The following is a 25,385-nucleotide window of genomic DNA, read 5'->3' as shown; positions in this document are numbered from 1 at the left end:
CCGTTCACCGATTTCCCGATTCCCACTGACGCGGCCGGTTCTCCCGTGTTGCTCCGCGTCTTCGCCACGATGCCCGAGCGCCGGACCGGGTGCCGGAGTTTGTCCACAGGCAAGGGGTATTGGGTATATAAGACGAAGAAAGGGCGTACGTGCGTCCCCGCCGCGAACCGATCGTGCTCGAACCGCGGACGCGCGGGACTTCCGCCACGGCGACCGGGTACGGTCGAGGCGTGCCAGCCGACCCGCCGCAGAGCGCCGTCGAAGTCCGCCGGAGCGCGCGCCGCCGCAGGACCGTGTCCGCCTACCGCGAGGGCGAGCGGACGGTCGTCCTGATCCCCGCCCGGATGTCCGAGGCGGAGGAACGGCGCTGGGTGGGCGTCATGCTGGACAAGCTCGCCGCCCAGGAGAGCAGGCGCACCCTCGGCGACGCGGAACTGATCGCGCGCGCCGAGCGTCTGTCCGAGCAGTACTTCAGCGGCCGCGCGCGGCCCCGCTCGGTCCGCTGGGTCACCAACCAGAACACCCGCTGGGGCTCCTGCACCCCCGCCGAGGGCAGCATCCGGCTGTCCCACCGGATCCAGGGGATGCCGGAGTACGTCGTCGACTACGTGCTGCTGCACGAGCTGGCGCACCTGCTGGTGCCCGGACACGGCCCCCGCTTCTGGCAGCTGCTGGAGGCGTATCCGAGGACCGAGCGGGCCCGCGGATTCCTCGAAGGAGTGGCCGCGGCGGAGCGCATGCCCCGCGTCCCGGCCGCCCGCGAGGAATGATCTTCCGTCGCGGAAGGCGGTGTGTACCGGGTCGGTACCGGGTCGGTGCCGGCTTGGCCGGATGTCGGCAGGAGCCGTTAGCCTGAGCGGCACACATCGAGCGGTGAGCAAGCCGCACCCACGGCGGTCGCGGTCCTCACGGCGTTCGCAGTACACGCAGCATTGACAGACAGCACTGACAGCACCAACAGCACTCACGCATTCAACCGGGCAGCGCGCAGCAGGCGGCGCACGCAGTCGGAGTCGGGATGGGGGACGGTCGGACACATGGCCAGGGAATTCCAACGCGGCCACAAGGCCAAGATCAGTGATCTGACGGCGGGCACCGATCTGTACGTGGGCGTCCAGATCGCCGGACCCGGACTCGCCTTCGACATCAGCTGCTTCGGCCTCGACGCCGACGAGCGCCTGTCGGACGACCGCTACTTCGTCTTCTACAACCAGCCGAAGTCGCCCGAGGAGTCGATCCAGCAGCTCGGCCCGCAGGCTGGGGACACCGAGTCCTTCCGGGTGACCCTCGACCACGTGCCCGCGTCGATCCACAAGCTGTCCTTCAGCGCCACCCTCGACGGCCCCGGACAGATGTCGCAGATCGGACCCGGTTACATCCGGATCGTGGCCGGCGGCGAGGAAGTCGTCCGGTACTCCTTCACCGGTGCGGAGTTCAGCACCGAGCGCGCCCTGATGATCGGCGATTTCTACCGCAAGGACGTATGGCGCTTCGCCGCCGTCGGCCAGGGCTTCGACGGCGGGCTCGCCGCGCTGCTGCAGCACTTCGGCGGCGAGGTCGCGGAGGAGGAGGCGCAGCCCGAGCCGCAGGCCCCGGCCCAGCCGCAGCCCGCCGCGCCCGGATTCGCCCCGCCCCCGCAGGCCGCCGCCCCCGTCCCGCAGGCCCCGGCCCCGTCCTTCGGCGCCCCGGTCCAGCAGCCGCCCGTCCCCGCCCCGTTCGCCCCGCCGCAGCAGCAGCCCCCGGCCCAGCAGCCCCCGCAGCAGCAGCCCCCGGCCCCCGCGCCCGTGCACGCGGCCCCCACCATGGTCGCCCCGCTCGGCGCTCCCGCCCCGGCGGCCCCGTACGGCCAGCCGCCCCACCCGCCGCAGCAGCCCGGCCAGCCCCCGTACGGCCAGCAGCCGCAGCCCTCGTACGGCGGCCAGCTCCCGCCGCAGGCCCCGGCGCCCGCGCCCTACGGCCAGCAGCCGCAGCCCTCGTACGGCCAGATCCCGGGCCAGCAGCCGGGCGCCCCGCAGGCCCCCTACGGCCAGCAGCCGCCGTACGGCCAGCAGGCCTCCTACGGCCACGCCCCGCAGGCCGCCGCGGCCGGCCCCGGCCTCGCCGCCGCCCTCCAGCCGTACAAGGAGGCCCCCACCGGCGCCCGCTGGACCCCGCAGAACCAGCAGCTCATGCGGGTGGACCTCGCGATGGGCGGTCAGGCCGTCCTCGCCCGCCAGGGCAGCATGGTCCTGTACCAGGGCAAGGTCGACTTCAGCTACAAGGGCGCGGGCTTCGCCGGCCGCATCGTCGGCAACGCCACCGGCCAGGAGATGCAGCTGATGCGCTGCACCGGCCGAGGCCAGGTCTTCCTCGCCGAGAACGGCGCCCACCTGCACGCCATCGAGCTCCAGGGCGACGGCATCTGCGTCTCCGCCGAGAGCGTCCTCGCCTTCGACGAGTCGCTCCAGCACGAGGTCCGCCGCATCGAGGGCCACGGCATCCCCGGCGGCGCCCTGTTCACCATGCTGTTCCAGGGCACCGGCACGGTCATCGTCAAGACGCACGGCGTGCCCGTCGTCCTGCCCGTGACCCCCACCACCTTCGCGGACAGCAACGCCATCGTCGCCTGGTCGGCCGCCTCACAGGTGATCATTTCCAGCCAGGTCCGGCTGCGCCGCAACGCCTACCCGGGCCACAGCGGGGAGACCGTGAACCTGCAGTTCCGCGGCGCCCCCGGCAACTTCATCGTCGTCCAGCCGTACGAGGTCTGAGGGAGCCCCACATGAACGCCATGAACGCAATGAACCAGCAGCTCGCGGGCTACGCCCCGACCCCCGTCACGGCCCGCATGGAGAACCACGGCCGCGCCATGCTCAAGGTCGCCATGCAGAGCGGCCAGGACCTCTTCGCCCGCACCGGATCGATGGTCGCCTACGAGGGCTTCGTCCAGTACGAGCCCAACCCGCCCGCCGTCCGCCAGATGGCCTCCCAGTGGCTGACCGGCGAGGGCGCGCCCCTGATGAAGTGCACCGGCGACGGCCTCCTCTACCTCGCCGACTACGGCGCCGACGTCGTCTGCATCAACCTCAACAACGAAGCCCTCTCCGTCAACGGCACCAACCTCCTCGCCTTCGACGCCCACCTCCAGTGGGGCGTCGAGCGGGTCAAGGGCATGGCCAAGTTCGCCGGCCAGGGCCTGTTCAACGTCCAGGTAGCCGGCACCGGCTGGGTCGCCGTCACCTCCCGCGGCACGCCGATCGTGGTCGACTGCGGCCGCGGCGATGACGAGACGTACGTCGACCCGGACGCGCTCGTCGCCTGGTCCCCGAACCTCAAGGTCAAGGGGAAGCGCAGCTTCAAGGCCTCGTCGATGATCGGCCGGGGCAGCGGGGAGGCCTACCAGATGGCCTTCTCCGGCCAGGGCATCGTCGTCGTACAGCCCAGCGAGGACAGCACCGACCGGCTCCGGACCCGGGGCTGAGGGGGAGCGGACACATCATGCAGAGCTCACTTTTCGGCCACGCCGAACAGCAGTCCCAGGACCGCTACACCGTCCAGAACCCCCAGCTCCTGAGGGTCACCCTGACCGGCTCCGACGACGTCCTCGCCCGCAAGGGCGCCATGGTCGCCTACCAGGGGATCATCGACTTCGACGGCGAGTACCAGAGCGGCAACCAGCGCGGCGCCCGCCGCCGCACCGGCGAGGGCCTCGACCTGATGCGCTGCTCCGGCCAGGGCACCGTCTACTTCGCCAACCTCGCCCAGTACGTCCACGTCGTCGACGTCGACCACGACGGCCTCACCGTCGACAGCGCCTACGTCCTCGCCATGGACTCCACGCTGCACACCGAGGTCATCGCCGTCGACAGCCAGTACGGGATCTCCGGCACCGGCAAGTACCAGCTCAACATCTCCGGCCGCGGCAAGGTCGCCCTGATGACCTCCGGGCAGCCGCTGATGATGCAGGTCACCCCGGACAAGTACGTCAACGCCGACGCCGACGCGATCGTCGCCTGGTCCACCTCGCTGCGCGTGCAGATGCAGGCCCAGACCCACTCCACCGGCGTGTGGCGGCGCCGCGGCAACACCGGCGAGGGCTGGGAGCTCAGCTTCCTCGGCACCGGCTTCGCCCTGGTACAGCCCAGCGAGGTGCTGCCCCCGCAGAACGCCCAGCTCGGACAGGGCGTCGCCGCCCAGTACGGCGTGGGCCAGAACGGCGCGCACGCCCAGAACCAGAACAACGCCTGGAACTGACCCGGCCGGCCCGGCGCAGGGGGCGGACCCGTACGGATCCGCCCCCTGCGCACACCGTCACGCGCCGAGCCGCGCCCGGGTCGCCTCCAGCAGCCGCACCACCGAGGTGTCGGCCACCGCCGCCACCTCCGCGTACGGGAACCAACGCAGGTCGAGCGACTCGTCGCTGATCTCCGCCTCCGCGCCGGCCGGAGCCAGCACCGCGTACTGCACGTCCAGGTGCCAGTTGCACGGCGCCGGGATCGGGTGCCGGTCCAGGCGGACCGGCCCGCCCGCCACCAGGGTCAGCCCCGAGACGATGCCCGACTCCTCCACGGCCTCGCGCATCGCCGCACCGGCGAGGGTGGTGTCGCCGGGCTCGCAGTGCCCGCCCATCTGGAGCCACATGCCGAGCTTCTTGTGCAGGGTCAGCAGCACACGGCCGCCGACGGGGTCGACGACCAGCGCGCTGCCCGTGACGTGCCCGGCCGTGCAGGGCTTGTAGACCCCGTCCGGGTGGGCGGCCAGGTGCTCCAGGTAGACCCCGCGCAGCTCGTCCTGCAGCGCGTCCTGGCCCTCGTACCCCTTCAGGACCAGGACGGCGTCCTCGTACAGGCTCACTTGTCGCCGTCGCCCTCGTCGTCACGCCGCTCGGCGGCCTCGCCGAGCATCTTGTCGATCTCGGAGAAGTCCAGCTGCTCGCGGTGCACGAACCCGTCCGGGTCGTCCAGGTCGGACGCCGTCGGCAGCATGTCCGGGTGCTCCCACAGCCCGTCGCGGCCGTCCACGCCGCGCGCGTCGGTGAGCGAGGCCCACAGCCGCGAGGCGTCGCGCAGCCGCCGCGGACGCAGCTCCAGCCCGATCAGCGTCGCGAAGGTCTGCTCCGCCGGACCGCCCGAGGCACGCCGCCGGCGCATGGTCTCGCGCATCGCGTCGGCCGAGGTCAGCCGGGGCTTGGCCGCCTCGTGCACGACCGCGTCCACCCAGCCCTCGACCAGCGCGAGCGCCGTCTCCAGGCGGGCCAGGGCGGCCTTCTGCTCGGGGGTGTCCTGCGGCTGGAACATCCCGCCCTGCAGGGCCTCCTGGAGCTGCTCCGGGTTCGTCGGGTCGAGCTGGCCGACCACGTCCTCCAGCTTGGAGGTGTCCACCTTGATGCCCCGCGCGTACCCCTCGACCGCCCCGAACAGGTGCGAGCGCAGCCACGGCACGTGCGCGAACAGGCGGGCGTGCGCCGCCTCGCGCAGCGCCAGGTAGAGCCGTACCTCGTCCGAGGGGACTCCCAGGTCCTTGCCGAAGGCCTCGATGTTCAGCGGCAGCAGCGCCGCCCGCCCGGCCGGGCCCAGCGGCAGCCCGATGTCGGTGGAGCCGACGACCTCGCCCGCGAGGGTGCCCACGGCCTGACCGATCTGCTGGCCGAACATGGCCCCGCCCATGGAGCGCATCATCCCGAGCAGCGGGCCCGCCATGGCCTGCATCTCCTCGGGCAGCACGCTGCCCATGGCCGCGCCGACGCGCTCGGCGACCGGGTCCACGAGCTCCTTCCACACCGGGAGGGTCGCCTCGACCCACTCGGCGCGGCTCCACGCGACGGCCGCGTTGGCGCCCGACGGCAGGGAGGTCGCACCGTCCAGCCACAGATCGGCCAGGCGCACGGCCTCCTGGACCGCGGACTTCTCCGCGACGCCGACGCTCACGTCCTTGACGCCGTCCGCGGTGCCCTGAGCCACGGTCTGGCGGGCGATGTCCTTGGCCATGTCCCAGTTGACCGGTCCGCCCTCGTAGCTCAGCATCTGGCCGAGCTGCCGGAAGGCGGCACCGAGGTCGTTCGGGTTCATCGAGCCGAACATCGCGGCGAACGGATTCTCCGCACCGCCGGGGAAGCCGCCGGGCAAGCCGCCCGGGCCGAACCCGAACGGATCGGCGGGACCGCCCTGGCCGCCCTGGCCGCCCTTCTTGCCCTTGTCGCCGTCCTCCGGCTCCTCCGGCGGAAGGCCGAATCCGAATGGGGTGTCGCTCACGGGTTTCCTCGGCTCGTAGGGCCGCCGGCGGGAGCCGGCGGGCGATGGTCCGACAACACCACCCAGCGTAGACACCACTCCCGCTTCCGGGCTCGGTGCTCCGCCCGGTCCTGGGCTGCGGCAGGATGGACATCACCTGGTGGGTACGCGTCACGGCGCGTCCCCACTGAAGACAACCGCTGGAGACGCCCGGTGAGTTCCCCAGATCCGCAGGCTCGCGCGCCGCACGACGCCGAAATCCGCCCTGAGCACGACGACAGCGCCCCCGGCGTTCGCCAGCCGCGAAACCAGGCCGGCCCCCGCAGGCACAGCCCGGTGATCGCGGTGACCGGCGCCGCCTCGGGCGTCGGAGCCGCCCTGGTGAGCCGCCTCGCCGCATCCGACGAGGTCAAGCAGGTCGTCGCCATCGACGAGCGGCGCGGGGACTGCGCCGCCGCCCAGTGGCACGTCCTGGACGTACGGGACCCCGCGATCGCCGAGAAGCTGCGCGGCGCCGACGTGGTCGTCCACCTCGCGCTCGACCTCGACCTGGAGACCGACCCGGCGGCGCGCACCGCGTACAACGTGCGCGGGACCCAGACCGTGCTCACGGCCGCGGCCGCCGCCGGCGTCCACCGGGTCGTGCTGTGCACCTCCGCCATGGTCTACGGAGCCCTGCCCGACAACGACATCCCGCTCTCGGAGGACTCCGAGCTGCGCGCCACCGCCGAGGCCACCGGCGTCGGCGACCTGCTGGAGATCGAGCGCCTCGGCCGCCGGGCGCCCCGCGCGCACCCGGGGCTGAACGTGACCGTCCTGCGCCCGGCGGTCCTCGTCGGCGGCACCGACACCGCCCTGACCCGGTACTTCGAGTCGCCCCGCCTGCTCGTGGTGGCCGGATCCCGCCCCACGTGGCAGTTCTGCCACGTGGAGGACCTGGTCAGCGCCCTGGAGTACGCGGCGCTGGAGAAGGTCGAGGGCGAGCTGGCCGTCGGGTGCGAGGGCTGGCTGGAGCAGGAGGAGGTCGAGGAGCTGAGCGGGATCCGCCGCATGGAGCTGCCCTCCGCCGTCGCCCTGGGCGCCGCCGCCCGGCTCCACCGGATCGGCCTCACCCCCTCCCCGGCCGGCGACCTCGCGTACACGATGCACCCGTGGGTGGTCAGCGTCAGCGGGCTGCACGCCGCGGGCTGGCGGCCCCGCTGGACCAACGAGGAGGTGCTGGCCGAGCTGCTCCAGGAGGTGGCGGGCCGGCACACCGTCGTGGGCCGCCGCCTGGGCCGCAAGGACGCCGCCACGGCCGCCGGTGCCGCCGGTGCGACGGTGGCCCTGCTCGGTGCCGCAGCCGCCGTACGTCGCGCCCGGCGCCGCCGCGGACTCTGAGCCGGGGGGCGCGGCCCCGGACCGGTCCGGGGCCGGTTTCCTGTAGGAGGCTCCCAACCGGGGCGCCGGGCCCCGGGCGAAACGGCTATTCCACCGGGTCCGCGGCTAGGGCACGATGGGGAACATGGCACCGCACTTCGACCACCCCGGCGAGCAGGCCGCTCAGGACCCCGTCCGGCTGCTCGAGATCCGTGAGACCCCGCTCTCCATCGACGAGGTCTTCCAGGCCGTCGGCGACGACGCCACGGGCGGCACCACCCTCTTCGTGGGGACGGTGCGCAACCACGACGGCGGTGCCGACGTCGACTCCCTCGGCTACTCGTGCCACCCGACGGCGGAGGCCGAGATGCGCCGCATCGCGGACCGTGTCGTGGCGAAGTACCCGGTCCGCGCGCTGGCGGCCGTGCACCGCATCGGCGACCTGGCCGTGGGCGACCTGGCCGTGGTCGTGGCCGTCTCCTGCCCGCACCGGGGCGAGGCCTTCGAGGCCTGCCGCATGCTGATCGACGATCTCAAGCACGAGGTGCCGATCTGGAAGCACCAGACCTTCGCGGACGGCACCGAGGAGTGGGTCGGCGCCTGCTGAGGCCGGGGGCCGGGCGCCGGGCCCGTTCCGGCGGGGAGTAGCGTCACCCCCCGTTCGGCCGCGCAACACGCCCTCGATTTGCGTAACCCCCCTCCGGGCACGAGCGTTGAAGCCACAACGACACGCACTTTCGGGGCAGGGAGGCACCTTCATGGCATCACTGGTGTGGCTGCTGATTCCGCTGTTCGCCGCGATCGGAGCGGCGATATGGGGCAGCTGGGCGGCCCGGGACCGCACCCAGGGGGACATATCCGAGCTGGCCGGCTACGCCAGGTTCCGCGAAGCCATGGACAGGGCCGACCAGGCCAGGACGAACGAAAAGGCGCACTCCGGTTCCGACGCCGTCTGACGCGTCCCGTGAGCCCCTTTCCCGTCCCCACGGGCCCCGCCCCCGCCCGTCCCGCACGCCCCCGACCAGGGCCCCGCTGAGAATCCGGCGAGGGTTCCGCCCGTGGGCCCCGTACGGACCGGCCCCACGGGCCGCCCCGGCGGGCCGTCCCGTACTGTCGATCCATGCCACGCCGCACCGCGACGATGCTCGCTTCCTTCCTCGTGCTGTTCGCGCTGCTCTGCGCGGGCGTCTTCATCAAGGTCCCGTACTCCGAGATGAGCCCGGGCCCGACCGTGAACACATTGGGCGACTCGCGCGGCGAGCCGGTGCTCAACATCTCGGGGCGCAAGACGTACCCGACCAGCGGCCACCTGAACATGACCACGGTCCGCGTCACCGGCGCCGACTACGACATGAACCTGCTGGAAGCGGTGTACGGCTGGATGGCCGACGACAACATCGTCGTACCGCACGAGAACCTCTACCCAAACGGCAAGACGGACAAGGAATCCACGCAGGAGAACGCCGAGGAGTTCAGCCAGTCGCAGGAGAGCGCCAAGGTGGCCGCCCTCAAGCAGCTCGGCATCCCGGTCACCGCCCGCGTCGTCGTCTCCACCGTCGTCAAGGACAGCCCCTCCGAGGGCAAGCTGCACGCCGGGGACGTGATCAGGGAGGTGGACGGCGCCGCGGTGACCGCCCCGGGGGACGTCGCCAAGCTGGTGACCAAGCACAAGCCCGGAGAGCCGGTCGAGTTCACCATCGTGCCCGCCGCCGAGGCGGCCGAGGCCGAGAAGGCGGGCCGCGAGCCCACCGGCACGTCGAAGGTGACCATCACCGCGGGCAAGGCGGAGGACGACGGCCACGCCATCGTCGGCATCCGGGCCGGAACCGACCACACCTTCCCGTTCTCGATCGACATCAAGCTCGCCGACGTCGGCGGCCCGAGCGCCGGCCTGATGTTCGCCCTCGGGATCGTCGACAAGCTCACCCCCGAGGACCTCACGGGCGGCCGGTTCGTCGCGGGCACCGGCACCATCGACGACGAGGGCAAGGTCGGCCCCATCGGCGGCATCCAGATGAAGACCATCGGCGCCCGCAAGGCCGGGGCCGAGTACTTCCTGACCCCGGCCGAGAACTGCGCCTCCGCCGCCCGGCACACGCCCGAGGGGCTCACCCTGGTGAAGGTCTCCACCATCGGCGACGCCACCACGTCCCTGGAGAAGATCCGCAAGGGGGACACGGCCGCACTGCCGAAGTGCACCGCGTCCTGACCGTGCGCCGCCCCCGCCCCCGCCCCGACACGGCCTAGGCGAAGGTCGCCGCCAGAGCGTCGGCCAGGCCCGGCACCAGGCTCGCGCCGGTCAGCACCTCGCTGGAGGAGTCCTTCTCCCTCAGCCGTACGGCCGACTCGCGCGACCCGTCGCGCAGGACGCCCACCGTCAGGCGCACCTCCTGCCGCTCGGGGTGCGCGGCGACCCACTTGGCCAGCTGCTTGTCGTTGAGCCCCTCCGGTACGGCGGCCTCGGCGGACGGCGGGAGCATCAGCCGTTCCACCGTCAGGGCGCACCCGACGACCGCGTCGGGCCAGGCGATGGTGCCCAGGAACTTGTCCAGCGGGGTCCCGGCCGGCACCTCGTCCTGCTCGATCGGGGTCAGCTGGTTCTTCCCGGTGTCGTCCTGGTCCTGGCCGAGCTGACCGGCGAGGCGGGGTTCCTGCCGGCGCAGCCGGGCCGTGTCGACCAGGGCGAACAGCCGGGCCGGCTTGTCCCAGCCGAGGGTGGAGGCGTACTCGTCGATCTCGAGGACGGCGCGGGTCAGCGGGCCGGCCGCCATGGGGGTGCCGGGGGAGGGCGAAAGGTTGGACATGGACAACATCCTGCCTCCTTTCCCCCCGATACCGGGAACTGACTAAAGGCTCAGTAAGTTGCAGGGGTGGGCCCTACGATCGTGGGCCCAGGACCAGACACAGCGACTTTCGAGGTGCGCACCTTGGCTTTCCAGATGCCGGACCGCGGCGGAGGCCCCTCCGGGCCACGGATGAGAGTCGGCCGCCCCTCCCGGCGTGCCCGGACTCTTCTGACGACATTGGGCGTCCTAGCCGTCCTGGCCATGGCGTTCATCATGTTCGCCGGGTTCTGGACGGACTGGCTCTGGTTCCGCTCCGTCAAGTACTCCTCCGTCTTCACCACCACCCTGTGGACCAAGGTCGGCCTCTTCGCCGTCTTCGGTCTGCTGATGGCGGGTGCCGTCGGGCTGAACATCTGGCTGGCGTACCGGCTGCGGCCGCCGCTCAGCGCGATGTCGATGGAGCAGCAGAGCCTCGACCGCTACCGGATGAGCGTCGCCCCGTACAAGAGGTGGCTGCTCCTGGCCGTCGCGGCGATCGTCGGGCTGATCGCGGGCGCCTCGGCGGCGGGCCAGTGGAAGACCTGGCTGATGTACGTCAACGGGGTGCCCTTCGGCCACAAGGACCCCCAGTTCCACCTGGACGTGTCGTTCTACACCTTCGACCTGCCCTGGTACCGCTTCCTGCTCGGCTTCGGCTTCGCCGCGGTCGTGCTCTCGGTGATCGCCGCCGTCGTCGTGCACTACCTGTACGGCGGACTGCGCGTGACCAGCCCGGGCGCCCGGGCCACCGCCGCCGCGACCGGGCACCTGTCGGTGCTGCTCGGCCTCTTCGTCACCTTCAAGGCCGTCGCGTACTGGCTCGACCGGTACGGCCTCGCCGTGAAGTCCAGCGACTTCAAGGCCGCCGACAACTGGGCCGGCCTGCGCTACGTCGACGCCAACGCCTACCTGCCGGCGAAGACGATTCTCGTCGCCATCGCCGCCATCTGCGCGGTGCTGTTCTTCGCCACCCTGTGGCGGCGCACCTGGCAGCTGCCGGTGATCGGCTTCGGCCTGATGGTGCTCTCGGCGATCCTGATCGGCGGGCTGTACCCGGCGATCGTGCAGAAGTTCCAGGTCCAGCCGAACGAGCAGGCCAAGGAATCCCCGTACGTCGAGAAGAACATCAAGGCCACGCGCGACGCCTACGGGATCGACGAGGCCGACGTCAAGGACTACCCGGGCGTCCCGCAGACCGAGGACCGCACCACGCTGCGGTCGGTGGCGGACACCACCGCCAGCCTGCGCCTCCTCGACCCGAACATCGTCTCGCCGGCCTTCCAGCAGCTCCAGCAGGTCAAGGGCTACTACGGCTTCCCGTCCACGCTGGCGGTCGACCGGTACGCGGGCCAGGACACGGTCATCGGGCTGCGCGAGCTGAACATCGGCGGCATCCCGAAGAACAACTGGATCAACGACCACTTCAAGTACACGCACGGCTACGGCGTGGTCGCGGCCAAGGGCACCACCGTCAAGGACGGCGCCCCCGACTTCACGCAGTCCGACCTGCCCTCCAAGGGGATGTTCGGCACGGACTTCGAGCAGCGCATCTACTACGGCGAGCAGACGAAGCAGTACTCGATCGTCGGCGGTCCGCAGAAGGAGCTCGACTACTCGGACGACAAGGGCGAGAAGGAGACCAGCTACCGGGGCGACTCCGGGGTCAACCTGGACAACCCGGTCAACCGGGCCGCCTACGCGCTCGCGTTCAGCGAGCCGCAGATCCTGTACTCCGGGGCCATCGGCGAGGGCTCGCGGATCCTGTACAACCGCACGCCCAAGGACCGCGTCGAGGCCGTCGCCCCCTGGCTGACCATCGACGGGGCCCCGTACCCGGCTGTCATCGAGGGCCGGATCAAGTGGATCGTCGACGCCTACACGACGACGAACGGCTACCCGTACGCCTCGCGCACCACGCTGGGCCAGAGCACCGCGGACTCGTTGACCAACAGCCAGCGCGCGGTGGTCGCCCAGGAGAACCAGGTCAACTACATCCGCAACTCGGTGAAGGCGACCGTCGACGCGTACGACGGCACGGTGGACCTGTACCAGTGGGACACCAAGGACCCGGTCCTGAAGACCTGGATGAAGGCCTTCCCCGGTACGGTGAAGCCCAAGGGCGAGATCTCCAAGCCGCTCATGGACCACCTGCGCTACCCGCAGGACCTGTTCAAGGTCCAGCGCGAGCTGCTGACCCGGTACCACGTCACGGACCCGCAGACCTTCCTCAGCGGCAGTGAGGCGTGGGCCGTCCCGGACGACCCGACGACCAAGGCCGGCACGGCGGTCCCGCCGTACTACCTGTCGATGAAGATGCCGGGCCAGCCGGAGAAGGACCAGGTCTTCTCGCTCACGACGACCTTCACGCCGAACGAGCGGCCCAACCTCAGCGCCTTCATGGCGGTGAACGCCGATCCCGGGACCCGGGACTACGGCAAGATCCGAATCCTGAAGATGCCGACCAGCAAGCCGCCGGACGGCCCTGGCCAGGTCCAGAGCAAGTTCCAGTCGGAGCCCAAGATCGCCGAGTCGATCCGGCTGCTGCGCGGCGGTGACTCGGAGATCGAGTACGGCAACCTGCTCGCGGTCCCGATGGACGGCGGAATGCTCTACGTGGAGCCGGTGTACGTGCGCAGCTCCGGGCTGAAGTACCCGCTGCTGCGCAAGGTGCTGGTGACCTACGGCGGCCAGACGGCCTTCGAGGACACCCTGGAGAAGGCGCTGAACGTGGTCTTCGGAGCCGAGGCCCCGACCACGCCCACCACGCCGACCCCGCCCACCACGCCGACGAACCCGAACACCCCGCCGACCGCGCAGGACCCCACGGTCAAGGCGGCCCTCGCCGACGCCCAGAAGGCCGTCGAGGAGGCCGACAAGGCCATGAAGGCGGGCGACTGGGCCGCGTACGGCAAGGCGCAGAGCGACCTCCAGGCGGCGCTGAAGCGGGCGATCGACGCGGAGGCGAAGCTGACGGCGCCCAAGCCGGGCGGCTAGGCGGTGCGCGAAAGCCGGTAATGGCTCCGTCCCGCGTCGTGATACTGTGGTTTCACCGACGCGGGGTGGAGCAGCTCGGTAGCTCGCTGGGCTCATAACCCAGAGGTCGCAGGTTCAAATCCTGTCCCCGCTACTGATGACGAAGGCCCGGATCCAATGGGATCCGGGCCTTCGTCATGCCCGGACCGCCCGTCGGGTACGACCGGCCGAAAGGGCCGCAGGGAGACACGGGGTCACTGGGGCGGGTGAGTTGGGGCGGGAACGTGTTTGACTTGTCTCTCTGTGGGCATGTCGACAAAACGCTGTAGTGACCTCACTGGCTGCGACATACCAGGTGTACGCGGGTAGCAGGTGATGCGACGATGGGATTTATGGGGGACAGGTCAACTCTGCTGGAGACAGGGCGGTTTGTGAGGGCGGAGGCCGAGCCGGGCGTGGGAACGGGCGAGGCCGCTCCGACTGTTAACGCGCAGACCGCACTGACCGATGCGGATTTCGCGGCAGAAGCCTTCGGCGACGCCGAGGGCGCCACCGACGCCGAGCTGGAGGCCCGCCACCGAGTGGCCGCCGACAAGGGCGACCCGGGCGCCATGAGCGTGCTCGGTGCCCTGCTGCTGCGCCGCGGCGACCTGGCCGGGGCGGAGCCCTACCTGCGCGGAGCCACCGCCGCGGGCGACCGCGCCGCCGCCAACAACCTCGGCGTCCTGCTCCTCCAGCGCGGTTACCCCGACGAGGCCGCCGGCTGGTGGCGGGTCGCCGCCGTCGCCGGGTCCGCCCCCGCCGCGCACGCCCTGGGCCGCCACTACCGCGAGCGCGGGGACGAGCCCGCCGCCGAGTACTGGCTGCGCCAGGCGGCGGAGTCCGGACACGCCCTGGGCGCGTACGCCCTGGCCGACCTGCTGGAGCACCGCGGGGACAAGGGCATCGAGCGCTGGTTCCGGGCCGCCGCCGAACAGGGACACCGCGAGGCCGCGTACCGCCTGGCCCGTCACCTGCGCAAGGGCGACCCCGCCGAGGCCGAGCAGTGGTACCGCCAGGCCGCCGCGCGCGGACACCGGCGCGCCGGGCTGCACCTGGGCGCCCTGCTGGAAGCCCGCGGCGAGCTGAAGGAGGCCGGCCGCTGGTACTTGAGCTCCGCCAAGCAGGGCGAGGCCCGTGCCGCGTGCGCCCTCGGCTTCCTGCTGCGCGACGCCGGTGACGAGGACAGCGCGGCCGCGTGGTGGCACCGGGCCGCCCAGGACGGCGACGGCAACGCGGCGAACGCCCTGGGCGCGCTGCACGCCGCCCGGGGCGAGACCCAGACCGCCGAGAAGTGGTACCGGGCGGCGATGGACGCCGGCGACCAGAACGGCGCCTACAACCTCGCCCTGCTCTGCGCCGCGCAGGAGCGGACCGCGCAGGCCGAGCAGTGGTACCGCCGGGCGGCGTACGCAGGGCACCGCGAGGCGGCCAACGCGCTGGCGATCATGCTGCTCCAGGCCGGTGACGCGGCCGGCGCCGAGCCGTGGTTCTCCAAGGCGGCGGAGGCCGGCAGCGTCGACGCCGCCTTCAACCTCGGGATCCTCTTCGCCAGCCGGGACGAGGACCGCGCCGCCCTGAAGTGGTACGAGCGGGCCGCCGCCGCCGGGCACACCGACGCGGCGCTCCAGGTCGGGATCGCCCTGGTGCGCGACGGCGAGGAGCGGGCCGCCGAGCGGCACCTGCGGTGCGCGGCGGGCGGCGGCAGCGCCGAGGCGGCCTTCCGGCTGGCCTCCCTGCTGGAGTCGCTGGCCCCGCCGCCGGAGCCGGTGGCCCTCGGCGAGCCCGCGGGCGGCGCCGCCCGCACCGAGAGCGAGGAGTGGTACGCCCGCGCCGCCGAGCAGGGCCACCGGCGGGCACAGGTGCGGGTCGGGATGCTGGCCGCCGCCCGGGGCGACCTCGCGGTGGCCGCGCGGTGGTACCGGGAGGCGGCGGAGGCCGGCTCGCGCAACGGCGCCTTCAACCTCGGGCTGCTGCTGGCCCGCGAGGGCAACGAGCCCGAGGCGGCCCTGTGGTGGACCCGCGCGGCGGTCGCCGGGCACGGCCGGGCGGCCCTGCGGCTCGGGCTGCTCGCGGCCCGGCACGGGGACCTCGCCGAGGGGCAGAAGTGGTGCGTACGGGCCATGGAGCTGGGTCCGGCCGAGGTGTCCGAGCGCGCCGCCCGGCTGCGTGACGCCCTGGCCGAGGAGCTCTCCGCCTAGGGCCGTCTCTTCCGTATCTTGCTCCCCCAGCTACCGCTGGGAGGTGCCCCCAGACCCGCGGCGTCTGGCACGGCACCTCCGCGCGACTGATTTGCATCTGCCGGGTGGCTTCCCGTAGAGTCAGGTTTACCGACGCGGGGTGGAGCAGCTCGGTAGCTCGCTGGGCTCATAACCCAGAGGTCGCAGGTTCAAATCCTGTCCCCGCTACTGAAGGCCCGAGGCCCGGATCCTATGGATCCGGGCCTCGAGTCGTTTCCGAACGCGAAACGGGAACGCGCCCCGGGGGTGAGGGAACGCGAAGAGGCCACGCGATAGGGCCGGGGGTTCCTGGCCCCCGGCCCTATCGCGCGTCCGTCAGGCGCCCGCGCAGTTCGGGCACACCCCGCGGTACGTCACCTCGACCGCCGAGACCACGAAGCCGAAGCGCTCGCCGTCGGGCAGGTCGGCCAGCGGGTCGCCCGCCGGGTGGACGTCGCGGATGGCGCCGCACTGGGCGCAGACCAGGTGGTGGTGAGGGCGGTGGGCGTTCGGGTCGTACCGCTTGGCCCGCCGGTCCGTCGAGACTTCCAGCACCTCGCCGAGCGAAACGAGCTCGCCCAAGGTGTTGTAGACCGTCGCTCGAGAAATCTCGGGCAGTTTGGTCACAGCGCGTGCGTGCACCTCGTCTGCCGTCAGGTGAACGTGGTCACCGTCGAGCACCTCGGCCACGACGCGGCGCTGGGCCGTCATGCGCCAGCCGCGTCCGCGAAGTCGTTCCAGCAGGTCACTCATGCCCCCCAGCCTAACAGCGGGGATTCGGTACAGATGCCGAACTAGTATGGACTTGGATGTTTACTTGACTTAGACAAAGTCCATTGTAGGATCGGTTACGGCAAACGCCGAGGACAGGACATGCAGGAATGACGCAGGAGGCGCACGTGACGCAGGGACCGCTCACCACGGAGGCCGGGGCTCCGGTCGCCGACAACCAGAACAGCGAGACGGCCGGCGTCGGTGGCCCCGTTCTGGTCCAGGACCAGCTCCTGCTGGAGAAGCTCGCGCACTTCAACCGCGAGCGCATCCCGGAGCGCGTGGTGCACGCCCGTGGCGCCGGCGCCTACGGCACCTTCACGGTGACGGCGGACGTCACCCGGTACACCCGTGCCAAGTTCCTCTCCGAGGTCGGCAAGAAGACCGAAACGTTCCTGCGCTTCTCCACCGTCGCGGACAGCCTCGGCGGCGCCGACGCGCGCCGTGACCCGCGCGGCTGGGCGCTGAAGTTCTACACCGAAGAGGGCAACTACGACCTCGTCGGCAACAACACGCCGGTCTTCTTCATCCGGGACGCCATCAAGTTCCCCGACTTCATCCACACCCAGAAGCGCGACCCCTACACCGGCTCGCAGGAGGCGGACAACGTCTGGGACTTCTGGGGCCTGTCGCCCGAGTCGACGCACCAGGTGACCTGGCTGTTCGGTGACCGGGGCATACCGGCGTCCTACCGCCACATGAACGGCTACGGCTCGCACACGTTCCAGTGGAACAACGAGGCCGGCGAGGTCTTCTGGGTCAAGTACCACTTCAAGACCGACCAGGGAATCAAGAACCTCACCCAGGCCGAGGCCAACCGGCTCGCCGGCGAGGACCCGGACTCGCACCAGCGCGACCTGCGCGAGTCCATCGAGCGCGGCGACTTCCCGAGCTGGACCGTGCAGGTCCAGATCATGCCGGCGGCCGAGGCCGAGAGCTACCGCTTCAACCCGTTCGACCTCACCAAGGTGTGGCCGCACGCCGACTACCCGCCGATCGAGATCGGCAAGCTGGAGCTCAACCGCAACCCGGAGAACATCTTCGCCGAGGTCGAGCAGTCCATCTTCTCCCCGGCGCACTTCGTCCCCGGCATCGGTCCCTCCCCCGACAAGATGCTCCAGGGCCGTCTCTTCGCGTACGGCGACGCCCACCGCTACCGCGTCGGCATCAACGCCGACCACCTGCCGGTGAACCGGCCGCACGCCACCGAGGCGCGCACCAACTCCCGTGACGGCTACCTGTACGACGGCCGCCACAAGGGCGCCAAGAACTACGAGCCGAACAGCTTCGGCGGCCCCTTCCAGACCGACCGGCCGCTGTGGCAGTCCACTCCCGTCACCGGCGGCACGGGCAACCACGCCACCCCCTCGCACGCCGAGGACGACGACTTCGTCCAGGCCGGCGACCTCTACCGCCTCTTCTCCGAGGACGAGAAGTCCCGTCTGATCGACAACCTGTCCGGTTTCATCGCCAAGGTCTCCCGTGACGACATCATCGAGCGCGCGATCGACAACTTCCGCCGGGCGGACGAGGACTTCGGCAAGCGGCTCGAAGCCGCGGTCCAGGCCCTGCGCGGCTGACCCGGGCCGCTTGCCGTAGCGGGACGGCGGGCCGGAACCCCTTCGCCGGGGTTCCGGCCCGCCGCCGTCCGTCGTGCCGGGCGGTTACGCGGGCACGGCCCGGCGGGCCGGTACCCAGCAGCGGATGACGTCGCGGACGGAGACGATGCCGACCGGGCCGCCGTCCTCCAGCACGATCAGGTGCCGGAACCCGCCGTGGGCCATGGCCTCGGCGGCCTCCTGCACGGTGGCCTCGGGGGTGCAGAAGACGACGTTGTTCGTGGTGTGGGCGCCCACCGACTCCCGGTCGGGGTCGTGGCCGGCGCCGATCGAGTTCAGTATGTCGCGCTCGGTCAGGATGCCGATGCCGCTGTGGTCGGGGTCGAGGACGACGGCCGCGCCGACGCGCCGGCCGGACATCAGGCAGGCCGCCTGGCGGAGGGAGTGGGCGGGTCCGAGGGTGAGGATCACGGTGCTCATGGCGTCGCGGACGAGCATGAAGGGAGCCACCTCCTGGGGTGAACCCCCGCCCGGGTGGGTGCGGCGGGTGAAGGGCCTCGCCTTAGAGAAGGCATTCACAAGCGCACAAGCGGGGGGATCCTCAGAGTCCCACGCACACGGAAAGTCATCAAGGGGGTGCGCACGGCGCGCACGGGCGCCGCGCCCGGCCGTTTTTCAGGCCGCCCGGTTGAGGTACCCCAGCATCTCCTCGTGCAGCAGGCCGTTCGACGCCGCGGCATTGCCGCCGTGCACCCCGTCCACCCCGTCCAGGCTGGTGAAGCGGCCCCCCGCCTCCTGGACCACGACCGCGATGGCCGCCATGTCCCACAGGTTCAGCTCCGGCTCGGCGCACAGGTCCAGCGAGCCCTCCGCGACCATCATGTACGGCCAGAAGTCGCCGTACGCCCGCGTACGCCAGCACGCGCGGGTCAGGTCCAGGAAGCCCGGCAGCCGGCCCTGCTCCTCCCAGCCGCTCAGCGAGGAGTACGCGAACGAGGCGTCGCCCAGGGAGGCCACCCCCGAGACGGAGATCGGCCCGGGCTCGCCCAGCGCGCCGCCCGCGAAGGCGCCCCCGCCCTGCGAGGCCCACCAGCGGCGGCCCAGCGCCGGGGCCGAGACCACGCCGACGACCGGACGGAACACCCCGTTCCCGGCGTCCTCCATGAGGGAGATCAGCGTCGCCCAGACGGGGACGCCGCGCACGTAGTTCTTCGTACCGTCGATCGGGTCCACGACCCAGCGGCGCGGGCCCCCGCCCATCAGCCCGTACTCCTCGCCCAGGATCGCGTCCTCGGGCCGCGCGGCCAGGATCCCCGCCCGGACGACCTCCTCGGCGGCCTTGTCGGCCTCGCTCACCGGGGTCATGTCCGGCTTGGTCTCGACCTGGAGGTCGAGGGCGCGGAAACGGCGCATCGTGGCGGCGTCCGCGGCGTCGGCGAGTTCGAGGGCGAGGCGCAGGTCATCGGCATACGTGGACATGCCCGAACAGTATCGACACGCGCCGGGCCCGGCGAACGAGGTCCACAGTGCGGCCGGGACGCGCCCTTGACGGGATCTGGCGGCCCGTCAACTCTGGTGGCTGGAGCCCGGCCGGTGAACTAGCGGGGAGGTGGCGATGCCGACGGCCCGAGAGTCCCTGCTGCAAGCGGCCGAGACCGCGCTCGCCTCCCGGCCCTGGCCGGCCGTACGGATGGTCGAGGTCGCGGCCGCCGCCGGGGTGTCGCGCCAGACCCTCTACAACGAGTTCGGCGGCAAGGCGGGCCTGGGCCGCGCCCTCGTGCGCCGCGCTGCCGACTGGTACCTGGACGGGGTGGAGCGGGCGCTGGCCGCGCCGGACGCCCGCGGCTCCGCCGAGCGGCTCGCCGCCGTCGCCGAGTGGACCGTACGGGCGGCCCGCGCCCGGGTCCTCGTACGGGCCCTGCTGACCGGTTCCTGGGGGCCGGGGCTGCCGACGCCGCCCCCCGCCGGGAGCCGGCAGGCGTTCGGTCCGGGGGAGCTGACCCGGGCGGCCCGTGACCGGGCCGCCGCCGCGCTGCCGCAGGAACCGCCCCGCCGCTGCGAGCTCGCCGTACGCCTCGCGCTGTCCTACGTGGTCGCGCCGGGGACGCCGGACCAGGACCCGGCGGCGGTGGAACTGCTGCGGCTGCTCAGTGCGCCGAACCGGAGAGCTGGAGGCCGATGACCCCGATGATCACCAGCGTGATCGAGACGAGCTTGAGGGTGGAGACCAGGTCGCCGAGGAAGACCATGCCGTAGATGGCCGTCCCGGCCGCCCCGATGCCCGTCCACACCGCGTACGCCGGTCCCACGTCCAGCTTCTTCAGCGCGAGGGTCAGCAGCCCGAAACTGCCCAGCGCGAAGCACGCGAAGGCGATCGTCGGCCACAGCCGGGTGAACCCGTGCGACAGCTTGAGGCACACCGCGAAACCCGTCTCCAGGATCCCGGCGACCACGACCAGCAGCCACGCCATGGCGTACGCCTCCCCGCATCAGGTGACCCGGCGTCACGTGATGCGATTATGCATTCACCGGACGGGGGCGGCGGCAAACCCCACCGGACGGTCAACCTGCCGCCGGTCCGCCCTCAGTCGCCCTCGCGGCGCTCGCGGGTCTGGAGCAGCCGCCGCAGCGAGTACAGCCGCGCCGGGTCCGCGTGGCCCTCCTCCACCCAACGGTCCAGCGCGCAGTCCGGCTCGTCGTGACCGCACGCGCGCGGGCACTCCTCGGTCCCCGGCACCAGGTCGGGGAAGGCCAGCACCACCCGGGACGGGTCGACGTGGTGCAGGCCGAAGGAGCGCACGCCCGGGGTGTCGATGACCCAGCCGTCGCCGGATGGCAGCGGCAGCGCGAGCGCCGAGGTGGTGGTGTGCCGGCCGCGGCCGGTGACGGCGTTGACATGACCGGTGGCCCGCTGGCGGCCCTCGGCGACCAGCGAGTTGACCAGGGTGGTCTTGCCGACGCCGGAGTGGCCGACGAAGGCGGTGATCCGGCCCTCCAGGAGCTCGCGCACCCGCTCGGCCGCGCCGCCCGTCTCCAGTTCCTCGCGGTTGGTGACCACGTACTTCAGGCCGAAGGTCGAGTAGACCTCCAGGATCTTGTCCGCCGAGGTCAGGTCGGACTTCGTCAGCACCAGCAGCGGCTCCAGCCCGGCGTCGTACGCGGCCACCAGACAGCGGTCGATCATCCGGGGCCGGGGCTCCGGGTCGGCCAGCGCCGTGACGATGGCCAGCTGGTCGGCGTTGGCGACGACCACCCGCTCGTACGGGTCGTCGTCGTCCGCGGTGCGCCGCAGGACGGACTTGCGCTCCTGGATCCGCACGATCCGCGCGAGGGTGTCCTTCTTGCCGGACAGGTCACCGACGAGCGACACCCGGTCGCCGACCACCGCCGCCTTGCGTCCCAGTTCACGGGCCTTCATGGCGGTGACCTTGCGGTCCTCGACCAGGCAGGTCAGCCGGCCGCGGTCCACGGTGAGGACGAAGCCGTCGGCCGCGTCCTCGTGCTTGGGCCGGATGCTGGTCCTGGCCCGGTTGCCCTTGGGGTTCGGGCGCTGGCGGATGTCGTCCTCGTCGGTGTGCTTGCCGTACCTGCGCATGACGGGCCCCTACGCTCCCGCTCCCGTCGTTCCCGCGAGCATGTCTTTCCACATCCTGGGGAAGTCCGGCAGGGTCTTCGCGGTCGTCGCCACGTTCTCGATCTCCACGCCCGCCACGGCCAGGCCGATCACCGCTCCCGCGGTGGCCATGCGGTGGTCGTCGTAGGTGTGGAACACGCCGCCGTGCAGCGTGCGCGGGCGGATGCGCAGGCCGTCCTCGGTCTCCGTGACGTCGCCGCCGAGACCGTTGATCTCCGCGGTCAGCGCCGCCAGCCGGTCCGTCTCGTGCAGCCGCAGGTGAGCCACCCCGCGCAGGACCGACTCCGAGTCGGCCAGGGCCGCGACGGCCGCGATGCCCGGGGTCAGCTCGCCGACCTCGCTCAGGTCCACGTCGATGCCGTGGATCTTGCCGGTGCCGGTGAAGACCAGACCGGCCTCGGTCAGCTCGCAGGAGCCGCCCATCGCGGTGAAGATCTCGCGCAGCGCGTCACCGGGCTGCGTGGTGCGCGCGGGCCAGTCCGGGATGGTGACCGTACCGCCGGTGATCAGCGCCGCGGCCATGAAGGGCTGGGCGTTGGAGAGGTCGGGCTCGACGACCATGTCCCGGCCGAGCAGCGCGCCGGGCGTCACCCGCCACACGTCCTTCTCACCGCCGGCCTCCGGGGTGTCGACCTGGGCGCCCGCCGCGCGCAGCATGTCCACGGTCATCCGGATGTGCGGCATGGACGGCAGCTTGCCGCCCACGTGCCGGACCTCCACGCCCTGGTTGAAGCGCGGCGCCGACAGCAGCAGCGCGGAGACGAACTGGGAGGAGTTGGAGGCGTCGATCTCGACCGTGCCGCCCTCCAGGGCCCCGCCGCCCTGGACGGTCATGGGCAGTGCGCCCCGGCCGTCGTCGTCGATCCGGGCGCCGAGGGTGCGCAGGGCCGTGATGACCTGGCCGAGCGGCCGCTCGTAAGCGCGCGGGTCGCCGTCGAAGCGGATGTCGCCGTCGGCCAGGGTGGCCACGGGCGGCAGGAAGCGCATGACGGTGCCCGCGTTGCCGACGTCGACGGTGGCCGGGCCGTGCAGGGCGGCCGGGATGATCCGCCAGGCCTCGCCGCTGTCGCCGTCGGCGGAGCTGGAGGAGACGGTCTCCTCGATGCCGACGCCCAGCGCCCGCAGGGCGTCCGACATCAGCTGGGAGTCGCGCGAGCGCAGCGGGCGGCGCACCCAGCCCGGCTCGGCCGCGAGGGCGGCGAGCACGAGTGCGCGGTTGGTGACCGATTTGGACCCCGGCACGGTGACGGTGGCGTGGACGGCCCCGTCCGCGAACGGAGCGGGCCAGAGGTCGGGAAGCGCGGGGGTGTCGGTCATGGCCCTTACTTTAGTGGCTCCCCACGGCCCCGGACCTGGATCGCTGCCCCGTCTCAGAGGGCGAGCAGCCAGCGCCCTCCGCCGATGAGGCAGCACAGGGTGACCGTGTGGAACAGGAGCAGCCAGGCGACGGGGTGCACGTGCGTGAGCCGGCCCAGCTGGTCGGCGTCGGACTCCGGCGCCCCGCCGCCGCGGCGCTGGGCCTGGAGCTCGAACACCGGCCGCACCGCACCGAGCAGAGCGAACCACACCACCGCGTACGCGAACGCCGCCTGCACCGCTTCGGGGGCCTTCCACGACACCAGCAGGAAGGCCCCGCCGGTCAGGACGACCGTCAGCAGCCCGTACGCGTTGCGGATCATCACCAGCATCACCAGCAGCAGCGCGGTCGCCACCCACAGCAGCAGCGTGATCCGGTGCGCCGCCAGCAGGGCCGCGCCGCCCAGGCCCAGCAGCGCGGGCGCCGTGTAGCCGGCGGCGAGCATCAGGACCATGCCGATCCCGGTCGGCTTGCCCCAGCTGAGGGTGAGCCCGCTGGTGTCGGAGTGCAGCCGTATCCCGGTGAGCCGGCGCCCGGTCAGCAGGGCGAGCAGCCCGTGGCCGCCCTCGTGCGCGATGGTGATCGCGTTGCGGGAGAGCAGCCACACCGGCCGCGGCGCGACGACGGCGAGCGCGGCCAGTCCCGTCGCCACCACCAGCCACCACGGGGGCGAGGTCTGTATTCCGGTGAGCCGGTCCCAGAGGCCGGCCGTCGTGCTGCTGTCCATGGAGTGGCGGACTCCTTGCGGTCGGGTATCGGTGCCATGGCAGTGTGTCAGCCATGTGCGGAAGGTTTGCGGCGAGTCGGACGCCCCTGGAACTGGCGGGGATATTCGGGATCGAGCGGTGGGAGCCGAGCGAGACCCTGGCCCCCGACTGGAACGTGGCGCCGACGAAGGAGGTCCACGTCGTCCTGGACCGTCCCCTGAAGGACGCGCGGGACCCGCGTCCGGTTCGCCAGCTGCGGGTGGTGAAGTGGGGCCTGGTCCCGTCCTGGGCGCAGAACCCGGAGGGCGCGGCCCGGATGATCAACGCCCGGTCCGAGACCCTGCACGAGAAGCCCTCCTTCCGCCGCGCCTTCGCGCAGCGCCGCTGCATCGTCCCCGCCGACGGGTACTACGAGTGGGTCACCGCGCACGACGAGCGGCAGCTGGAGGTCGAGGGGAAGAAGAAGCGGGCCCGCAAGCAGCCCTACTTCGTGCTCCCCGCCGACGGCTCGGTCTTCGCGATGGCCGGGATCTACGAGTTCTGGCGCGACGCGGCCCTGCCCCCCGACCACCCCCGGGCCTGGTGGGCCACCTGCTCGGTGATCACCGCCGAGGCCGAGACGGCACCGCTGGGGGTGCCGCCCGCCGAGGGACCGCGCTCGCTCTCCGAGATCCACCCCCGCATGCCGCTGATGCTGACCCCGGACCGCTGGGACGCCTGGCTGGATCCCGCCCGCACCGACGAGAACGGCCTGCGGGAGCTGCTGGCGGCCCCGCCCGGCGGGCTGATGCGGGCGTACCCGGTGGCCACGGCCGTGAGCAACGTACGCAACAACGGGCCCGAACTCCTCGCGGAGCTGGAGGCGCCGGAGGAGGCCACCCTGTTCTAGGCGGTGTCGTCAGCGCCCCGCCCGGCCCGGCGCTCCCGCCACGACACGCCCCCGTGTCCCATCGGCGGGGGCGGCCGCTCCCGCCCGGCAGGATGGGCCCATGAGCACGCGTACCGAGAGTGTCGCCACCCCGGCCGGCGAGGCCCGGATCACCTGGCACACCGCCCGCGCCGCCCGGCTGGTGCTGGCCCTGGGCCACGGCGCGGGCGGCGGCATCGAGGCCCGCGACCTCCAGGCCCTGGCCGCCGCCCTCCCCGCCCGGGGCGTCACCGTGGCCCTGGTCGAGCAGCCCTGGCGGGTCGCCGGGAAGAAGGTCGCCGCCGCGCCCAAGGTGCTGGACGAGGGCTGGCGGGCCCTGTGGCCCGCCCTGGAGCGGCCCGGGCTGCCCGTGGTGGCCGGCGGGCGCAGCGCGGGGGCCCGGGTGGCGTGCCGCACCGCCGCCGGGCTGGGCGCGGCCGGTGTGCTGGCGCTGGCCTTCCCGCTGCACCCGCCCGGCAAGCCGGAGAAGTCCCGCGCCGAGGAGCTGCTGGGCGCCGGACGGCCGACGCTGGTGGTGCAGGGCGGCCGGGACCCCTTCGGGCGGCCGCAGGAGTTCCCGCCGCCGGGCGCGGGGGACCCGTACGAGCTGGTGGAGGTGGCCTCCGGCGACCACGGTTTCGCCGTGCCTAAGAAGGGCGGCCCGACGCAGGAGGAGGCCCTGGAAGTGATCACCGGCGCGGTGGCCCCGTGGCTCGCCCGGCTCATCGGCTGAGCCCCGTTTCCCGGCTCGGGGGAGCCCGGCTCCGGCCGGGACCTGACAGATTCCGGGGTGACCCCGCTCACCCGGCCCCGGCGGACCCCGCCG

General features: G+C 72.3%; 24 protein-coding genes and 2 tRNA genes. 16 read left to right on the top strand and 10 right to left on the bottom strand.

Annotated features, from left to right (window positions below):
* Positions 1–230 precede the first annotated feature (230 nt).
* The 4 genes from ACFY7H_RS06305 (at position 231) to ACFY7H_RS06290 (ending at position 4,233) form a co-directional block, all read left to right on the top strand.
* Positions 231–770 (top strand): M48 family metallopeptidase, encoded by a 540-nt coding sequence (locus ACFY7H_RS06305; RefSeq protein ID WP_388933900.1) that lies wholly within the window; start codon positions 231–233, stop codon positions 768–770.
* Positions 771–1,037: 267 nt separating this feature from the next.
* Positions 1,038–2,750, top strand: coding sequence for a TerD family protein (locus tag ACFY7H_RS06300; RefSeq protein WP_388933897.1), 1,713 nt, complete (start codon positions 1,038–1,040; stop codon positions 2,748–2,750).
* Between the two features lie 29 nt (positions 2,751–2,779).
* Positions 2,780–3,460: an AIM24 family protein gene (locus ACFY7H_RS06295; RefSeq protein WP_388934977.1), complete on the top strand. Its 681-nt coding sequence runs from the start codon at positions 2,780–2,782 to the stop codon at positions 3,458–3,460.
* 17 nt (positions 3,461–3,477) lie between these two features.
* Positions 3,478–4,233 (top strand): AIM24 family protein, encoded by a 756-nt coding sequence (locus ACFY7H_RS06290; protein WP_388933895.1) that lies wholly within the window; start codon positions 3,478–3,480, stop codon positions 4,231–4,233.
* A 57-nt stretch (positions 4,234–4,290) separates the two neighbouring features.
* Here the strand turns inward: ACFY7H_RS06290 and ACFY7H_RS06285 are convergent, their stop codons facing one another.
* Both ACFY7H_RS06285 and ACFY7H_RS06280 read right to left on the bottom strand, forming a co-directional pair.
* Positions 4,291–4,833, bottom strand: coding sequence for an NUDIX hydrolase (locus tag ACFY7H_RS06285; RefSeq protein WP_388933892.1), 543 nt, complete (start codon positions 4,831–4,833; stop codon positions 4,291–4,293).
* Complete coding sequence (locus ACFY7H_RS06280; RefSeq protein ID WP_388933889.1) at positions 4,830–6,230, bottom strand: zinc-dependent metalloprotease; 1,401 nt, start codon at positions 6,228–6,230, stop codon at positions 4,830–4,832. The genes ACFY7H_RS06285 and ACFY7H_RS06280 overlap by 4 nt, the downstream gene beginning before the upstream one ends.
* 237 nt (positions 6,231–6,467) lie before the next feature.
* Here ACFY7H_RS06280 and ACFY7H_RS06275 point away from each other — a divergent pair, with 237 nt between their 5' ends.
* From ACFY7H_RS06275 to ACFY7H_RS06260, 4 genes are all read left to right on the top strand, one after another.
* Positions 6,468–7,589 (top strand): SDR family oxidoreductase, encoded by a 1,122-nt coding sequence (locus ACFY7H_RS06275; RefSeq protein ID WP_388934975.1) that lies wholly within the window; start codon positions 6,468–6,470, stop codon positions 7,587–7,589.
* A gap of 124 nt (positions 7,590–7,713) precedes the next feature.
* Positions 7,714–8,175 (top strand): molybdenum cofactor biosynthesis protein MoaE, encoded by a 462-nt coding sequence (locus tag ACFY7H_RS06270; protein ID WP_388933886.1) that lies wholly within the window; start codon positions 7,714–7,716, stop codon positions 8,173–8,175.
* Between the two features lie 151 nt (positions 8,176–8,326).
* Positions 8,327–8,524, top strand: coding sequence for a hypothetical protein (locus ACFY7H_RS06265; RefSeq protein WP_388933885.1), 198 nt, complete (start codon positions 8,327–8,329; stop codon positions 8,522–8,524).
* Positions 8,525–8,688: 164 nt separating this feature from the next.
* Positions 8,689–9,777 (top strand): PDZ domain-containing protein, encoded by a 1,089-nt coding sequence (locus ACFY7H_RS06260; RefSeq protein ID WP_388933883.1) that lies wholly within the window; start codon positions 8,689–8,691, stop codon positions 9,775–9,777.
* 34 nt (positions 9,778–9,811) lie between these two features.
* Here the strand turns inward: ACFY7H_RS06260 and ACFY7H_RS06255 are convergent, their stop codons facing one another.
* Positions 9,812–10,372 (bottom strand): PPA1309 family protein, encoded by a 561-nt coding sequence (locus ACFY7H_RS06255; RefSeq protein ID WP_388933880.1) that lies wholly within the window; start codon positions 10,370–10,372, stop codon positions 9,812–9,814.
* A gap of 114 nt (positions 10,373–10,486) precedes the next feature.
* Here ACFY7H_RS06255 and ACFY7H_RS06250 point away from each other — a divergent pair, with 114 nt between their 5' ends.
* The 4 genes from ACFY7H_RS06250 to ACFY7H_RS06235 all read left to right on the top strand — a co-directional run bounded on the left by ACFY7H_RS06250 (position 10,487) and on the right by ACFY7H_RS06235 (position 15,813).
* Entirely contained in the window at positions 10,487–13,387 is a 2,901-nt protein-coding gene (locus tag ACFY7H_RS06250; protein ID WP_388933877.1) for a UPF0182 family protein, read from the top strand.
* 59 nt (positions 13,388–13,446) lie between these two features.
* Positions 13,447–13,520: transfer RNA gene (locus tag ACFY7H_RS06245), tRNA-Met, on the top strand.
* Positions 13,521–13,749: 229 nt separating this feature from the next.
* Positions 13,750–15,606, top strand: a complete 1,857-nt coding sequence (locus tag ACFY7H_RS06240; RefSeq protein ID WP_388933874.1) for a sel1 repeat family protein — start codon at positions 13,750–13,752, stop codon at positions 15,604–15,606.
* 133 nt (positions 15,607–15,739) lie between these two features.
* Positions 15,740–15,813: transfer RNA gene (locus ACFY7H_RS06235), tRNA-Met, on the top strand.
* A 147-nt stretch (positions 15,814–15,960) separates the two neighbouring features.
* On the opposite strand, the gene ACFY7H_RS06230 is transcribed toward ACFY7H_RS06235, so the two are convergent.
* Positions 15,961–16,377 (bottom strand): Fur family transcriptional regulator, encoded by a 417-nt coding sequence (locus ACFY7H_RS06230; RefSeq protein ID WP_388933871.1) that lies wholly within the window; start codon positions 16,375–16,377, stop codon positions 15,961–15,963.
* A 128-nt stretch (positions 16,378–16,505) separates the two neighbouring features.
* Here ACFY7H_RS06230 and ACFY7H_RS06225 point away from each other — a divergent pair, with 128 nt between their 5' ends.
* Complete coding sequence (locus ACFY7H_RS06225; RefSeq protein ID WP_388933868.1) at positions 16,506–17,975, top strand: catalase; 1,470 nt, start codon at positions 16,506–16,508, stop codon at positions 17,973–17,975.
* A gap of 84 nt (positions 17,976–18,059) precedes the next feature.
* Here the strand turns inward: ACFY7H_RS06225 and ACFY7H_RS06220 are convergent, their stop codons facing one another.
* Together ACFY7H_RS06220 and hisN are read right to left on the bottom strand one after the other, a co-directional pair.
* A complete protein-coding gene (locus ACFY7H_RS06220) occupies positions 18,060–18,452 on the bottom strand; it encodes a cyclic nucleotide-binding/CBS domain-containing protein (protein WP_388933866.1) in 393 nt (130 codons plus the stop codon).
* Positions 18,453–18,629: 177 nt separating this feature from the next.
* Positions 18,630–19,433 (bottom strand): histidinol-phosphatase, encoded by an 804-nt coding sequence (gene hisN / locus ACFY7H_RS06215; protein ID WP_388933863.1) that lies wholly within the window; start codon positions 19,431–19,433, stop codon positions 18,630–18,632.
* A 136-nt stretch (positions 19,434–19,569) separates the two neighbouring features.
* Between hisN and ACFY7H_RS06210 the strand changes: the two genes are divergently transcribed.
* On the top strand, positions 19,570–20,136 hold the full coding sequence (locus ACFY7H_RS06210) for a TetR/AcrR family transcriptional regulator (RefSeq protein WP_388933860.1): 567 nt from the start codon (positions 19,570–19,572) through the stop codon (positions 20,134–20,136).
* Here ACFY7H_RS06210 and ACFY7H_RS06205 read toward each other — a convergent pair.
* From ACFY7H_RS06205 to ACFY7H_RS06190, 4 genes are all read right to left on the bottom strand, one after another.
* On the bottom strand, positions 20,102–20,425 hold the full coding sequence (locus ACFY7H_RS06205) for a DMT family transporter (RefSeq protein ID WP_388933858.1): 324 nt from the start codon (positions 20,423–20,425) through the stop codon (positions 20,102–20,104). The two genes, ACFY7H_RS06210 and ACFY7H_RS06205, sit on opposite strands and share 35 nt — an antisense overlap.
* A gap of 113 nt (positions 20,426–20,538) precedes the next feature.
* Positions 20,539–21,549 (bottom strand): ribosome small subunit-dependent GTPase A, encoded by a 1,011-nt coding sequence (gene rsgA / locus ACFY7H_RS06200; RefSeq protein WP_388933855.1) that lies wholly within the window; start codon positions 21,547–21,549, stop codon positions 20,539–20,541.
* 9 nt (positions 21,550–21,558) lie between these two features.
* Complete coding sequence (aroA, locus tag ACFY7H_RS06195) at positions 21,559–22,905, bottom strand: 3-phosphoshikimate 1-carboxyvinyltransferase (protein WP_388933852.1); 1,347 nt, start codon at positions 22,903–22,905, stop codon at positions 21,559–21,561.
* 53 nt (positions 22,906–22,958) lie between these two features.
* Positions 22,959–23,672, bottom strand: a complete 714-nt coding sequence (locus ACFY7H_RS06190; RefSeq protein WP_388933850.1) for a M50 family metallopeptidase — start codon at positions 23,670–23,672, stop codon at positions 22,959–22,961.
* Positions 23,673–23,725: 53 nt separating this feature from the next.
* On the opposite strand from ACFY7H_RS06190, the gene ACFY7H_RS06185 reads away from it, so the two are divergent.
* Complete coding sequence (locus tag ACFY7H_RS06185; protein WP_388933846.1) at positions 23,726–24,541, top strand: SOS response-associated peptidase; 816 nt, start codon at positions 23,726–23,728, stop codon at positions 24,539–24,541.
* Between the two features lie 100 nt (positions 24,542–24,641).
* Positions 24,642–25,292, top strand: a complete 651-nt coding sequence (locus ACFY7H_RS06180; protein WP_388933844.1) for an alpha/beta family hydrolase — start codon at positions 24,642–24,644, stop codon at positions 25,290–25,292.
* The last annotated feature ends 93 nt before the right edge of the window (positions 25,293–25,385 follow it).

The sequence above is a fragment of the Streptomyces sp. NPDC012794 genome (assembly GCF_042901085.1).
In the GTDB taxonomy this organism is placed as follows: domain Bacteria; phylum Actinomycetota; class Actinomycetes; order Streptomycetales; family Streptomycetaceae; genus Streptomyces.
This window is presented reverse-complemented; position numbering and strand designations above follow the sequence as displayed.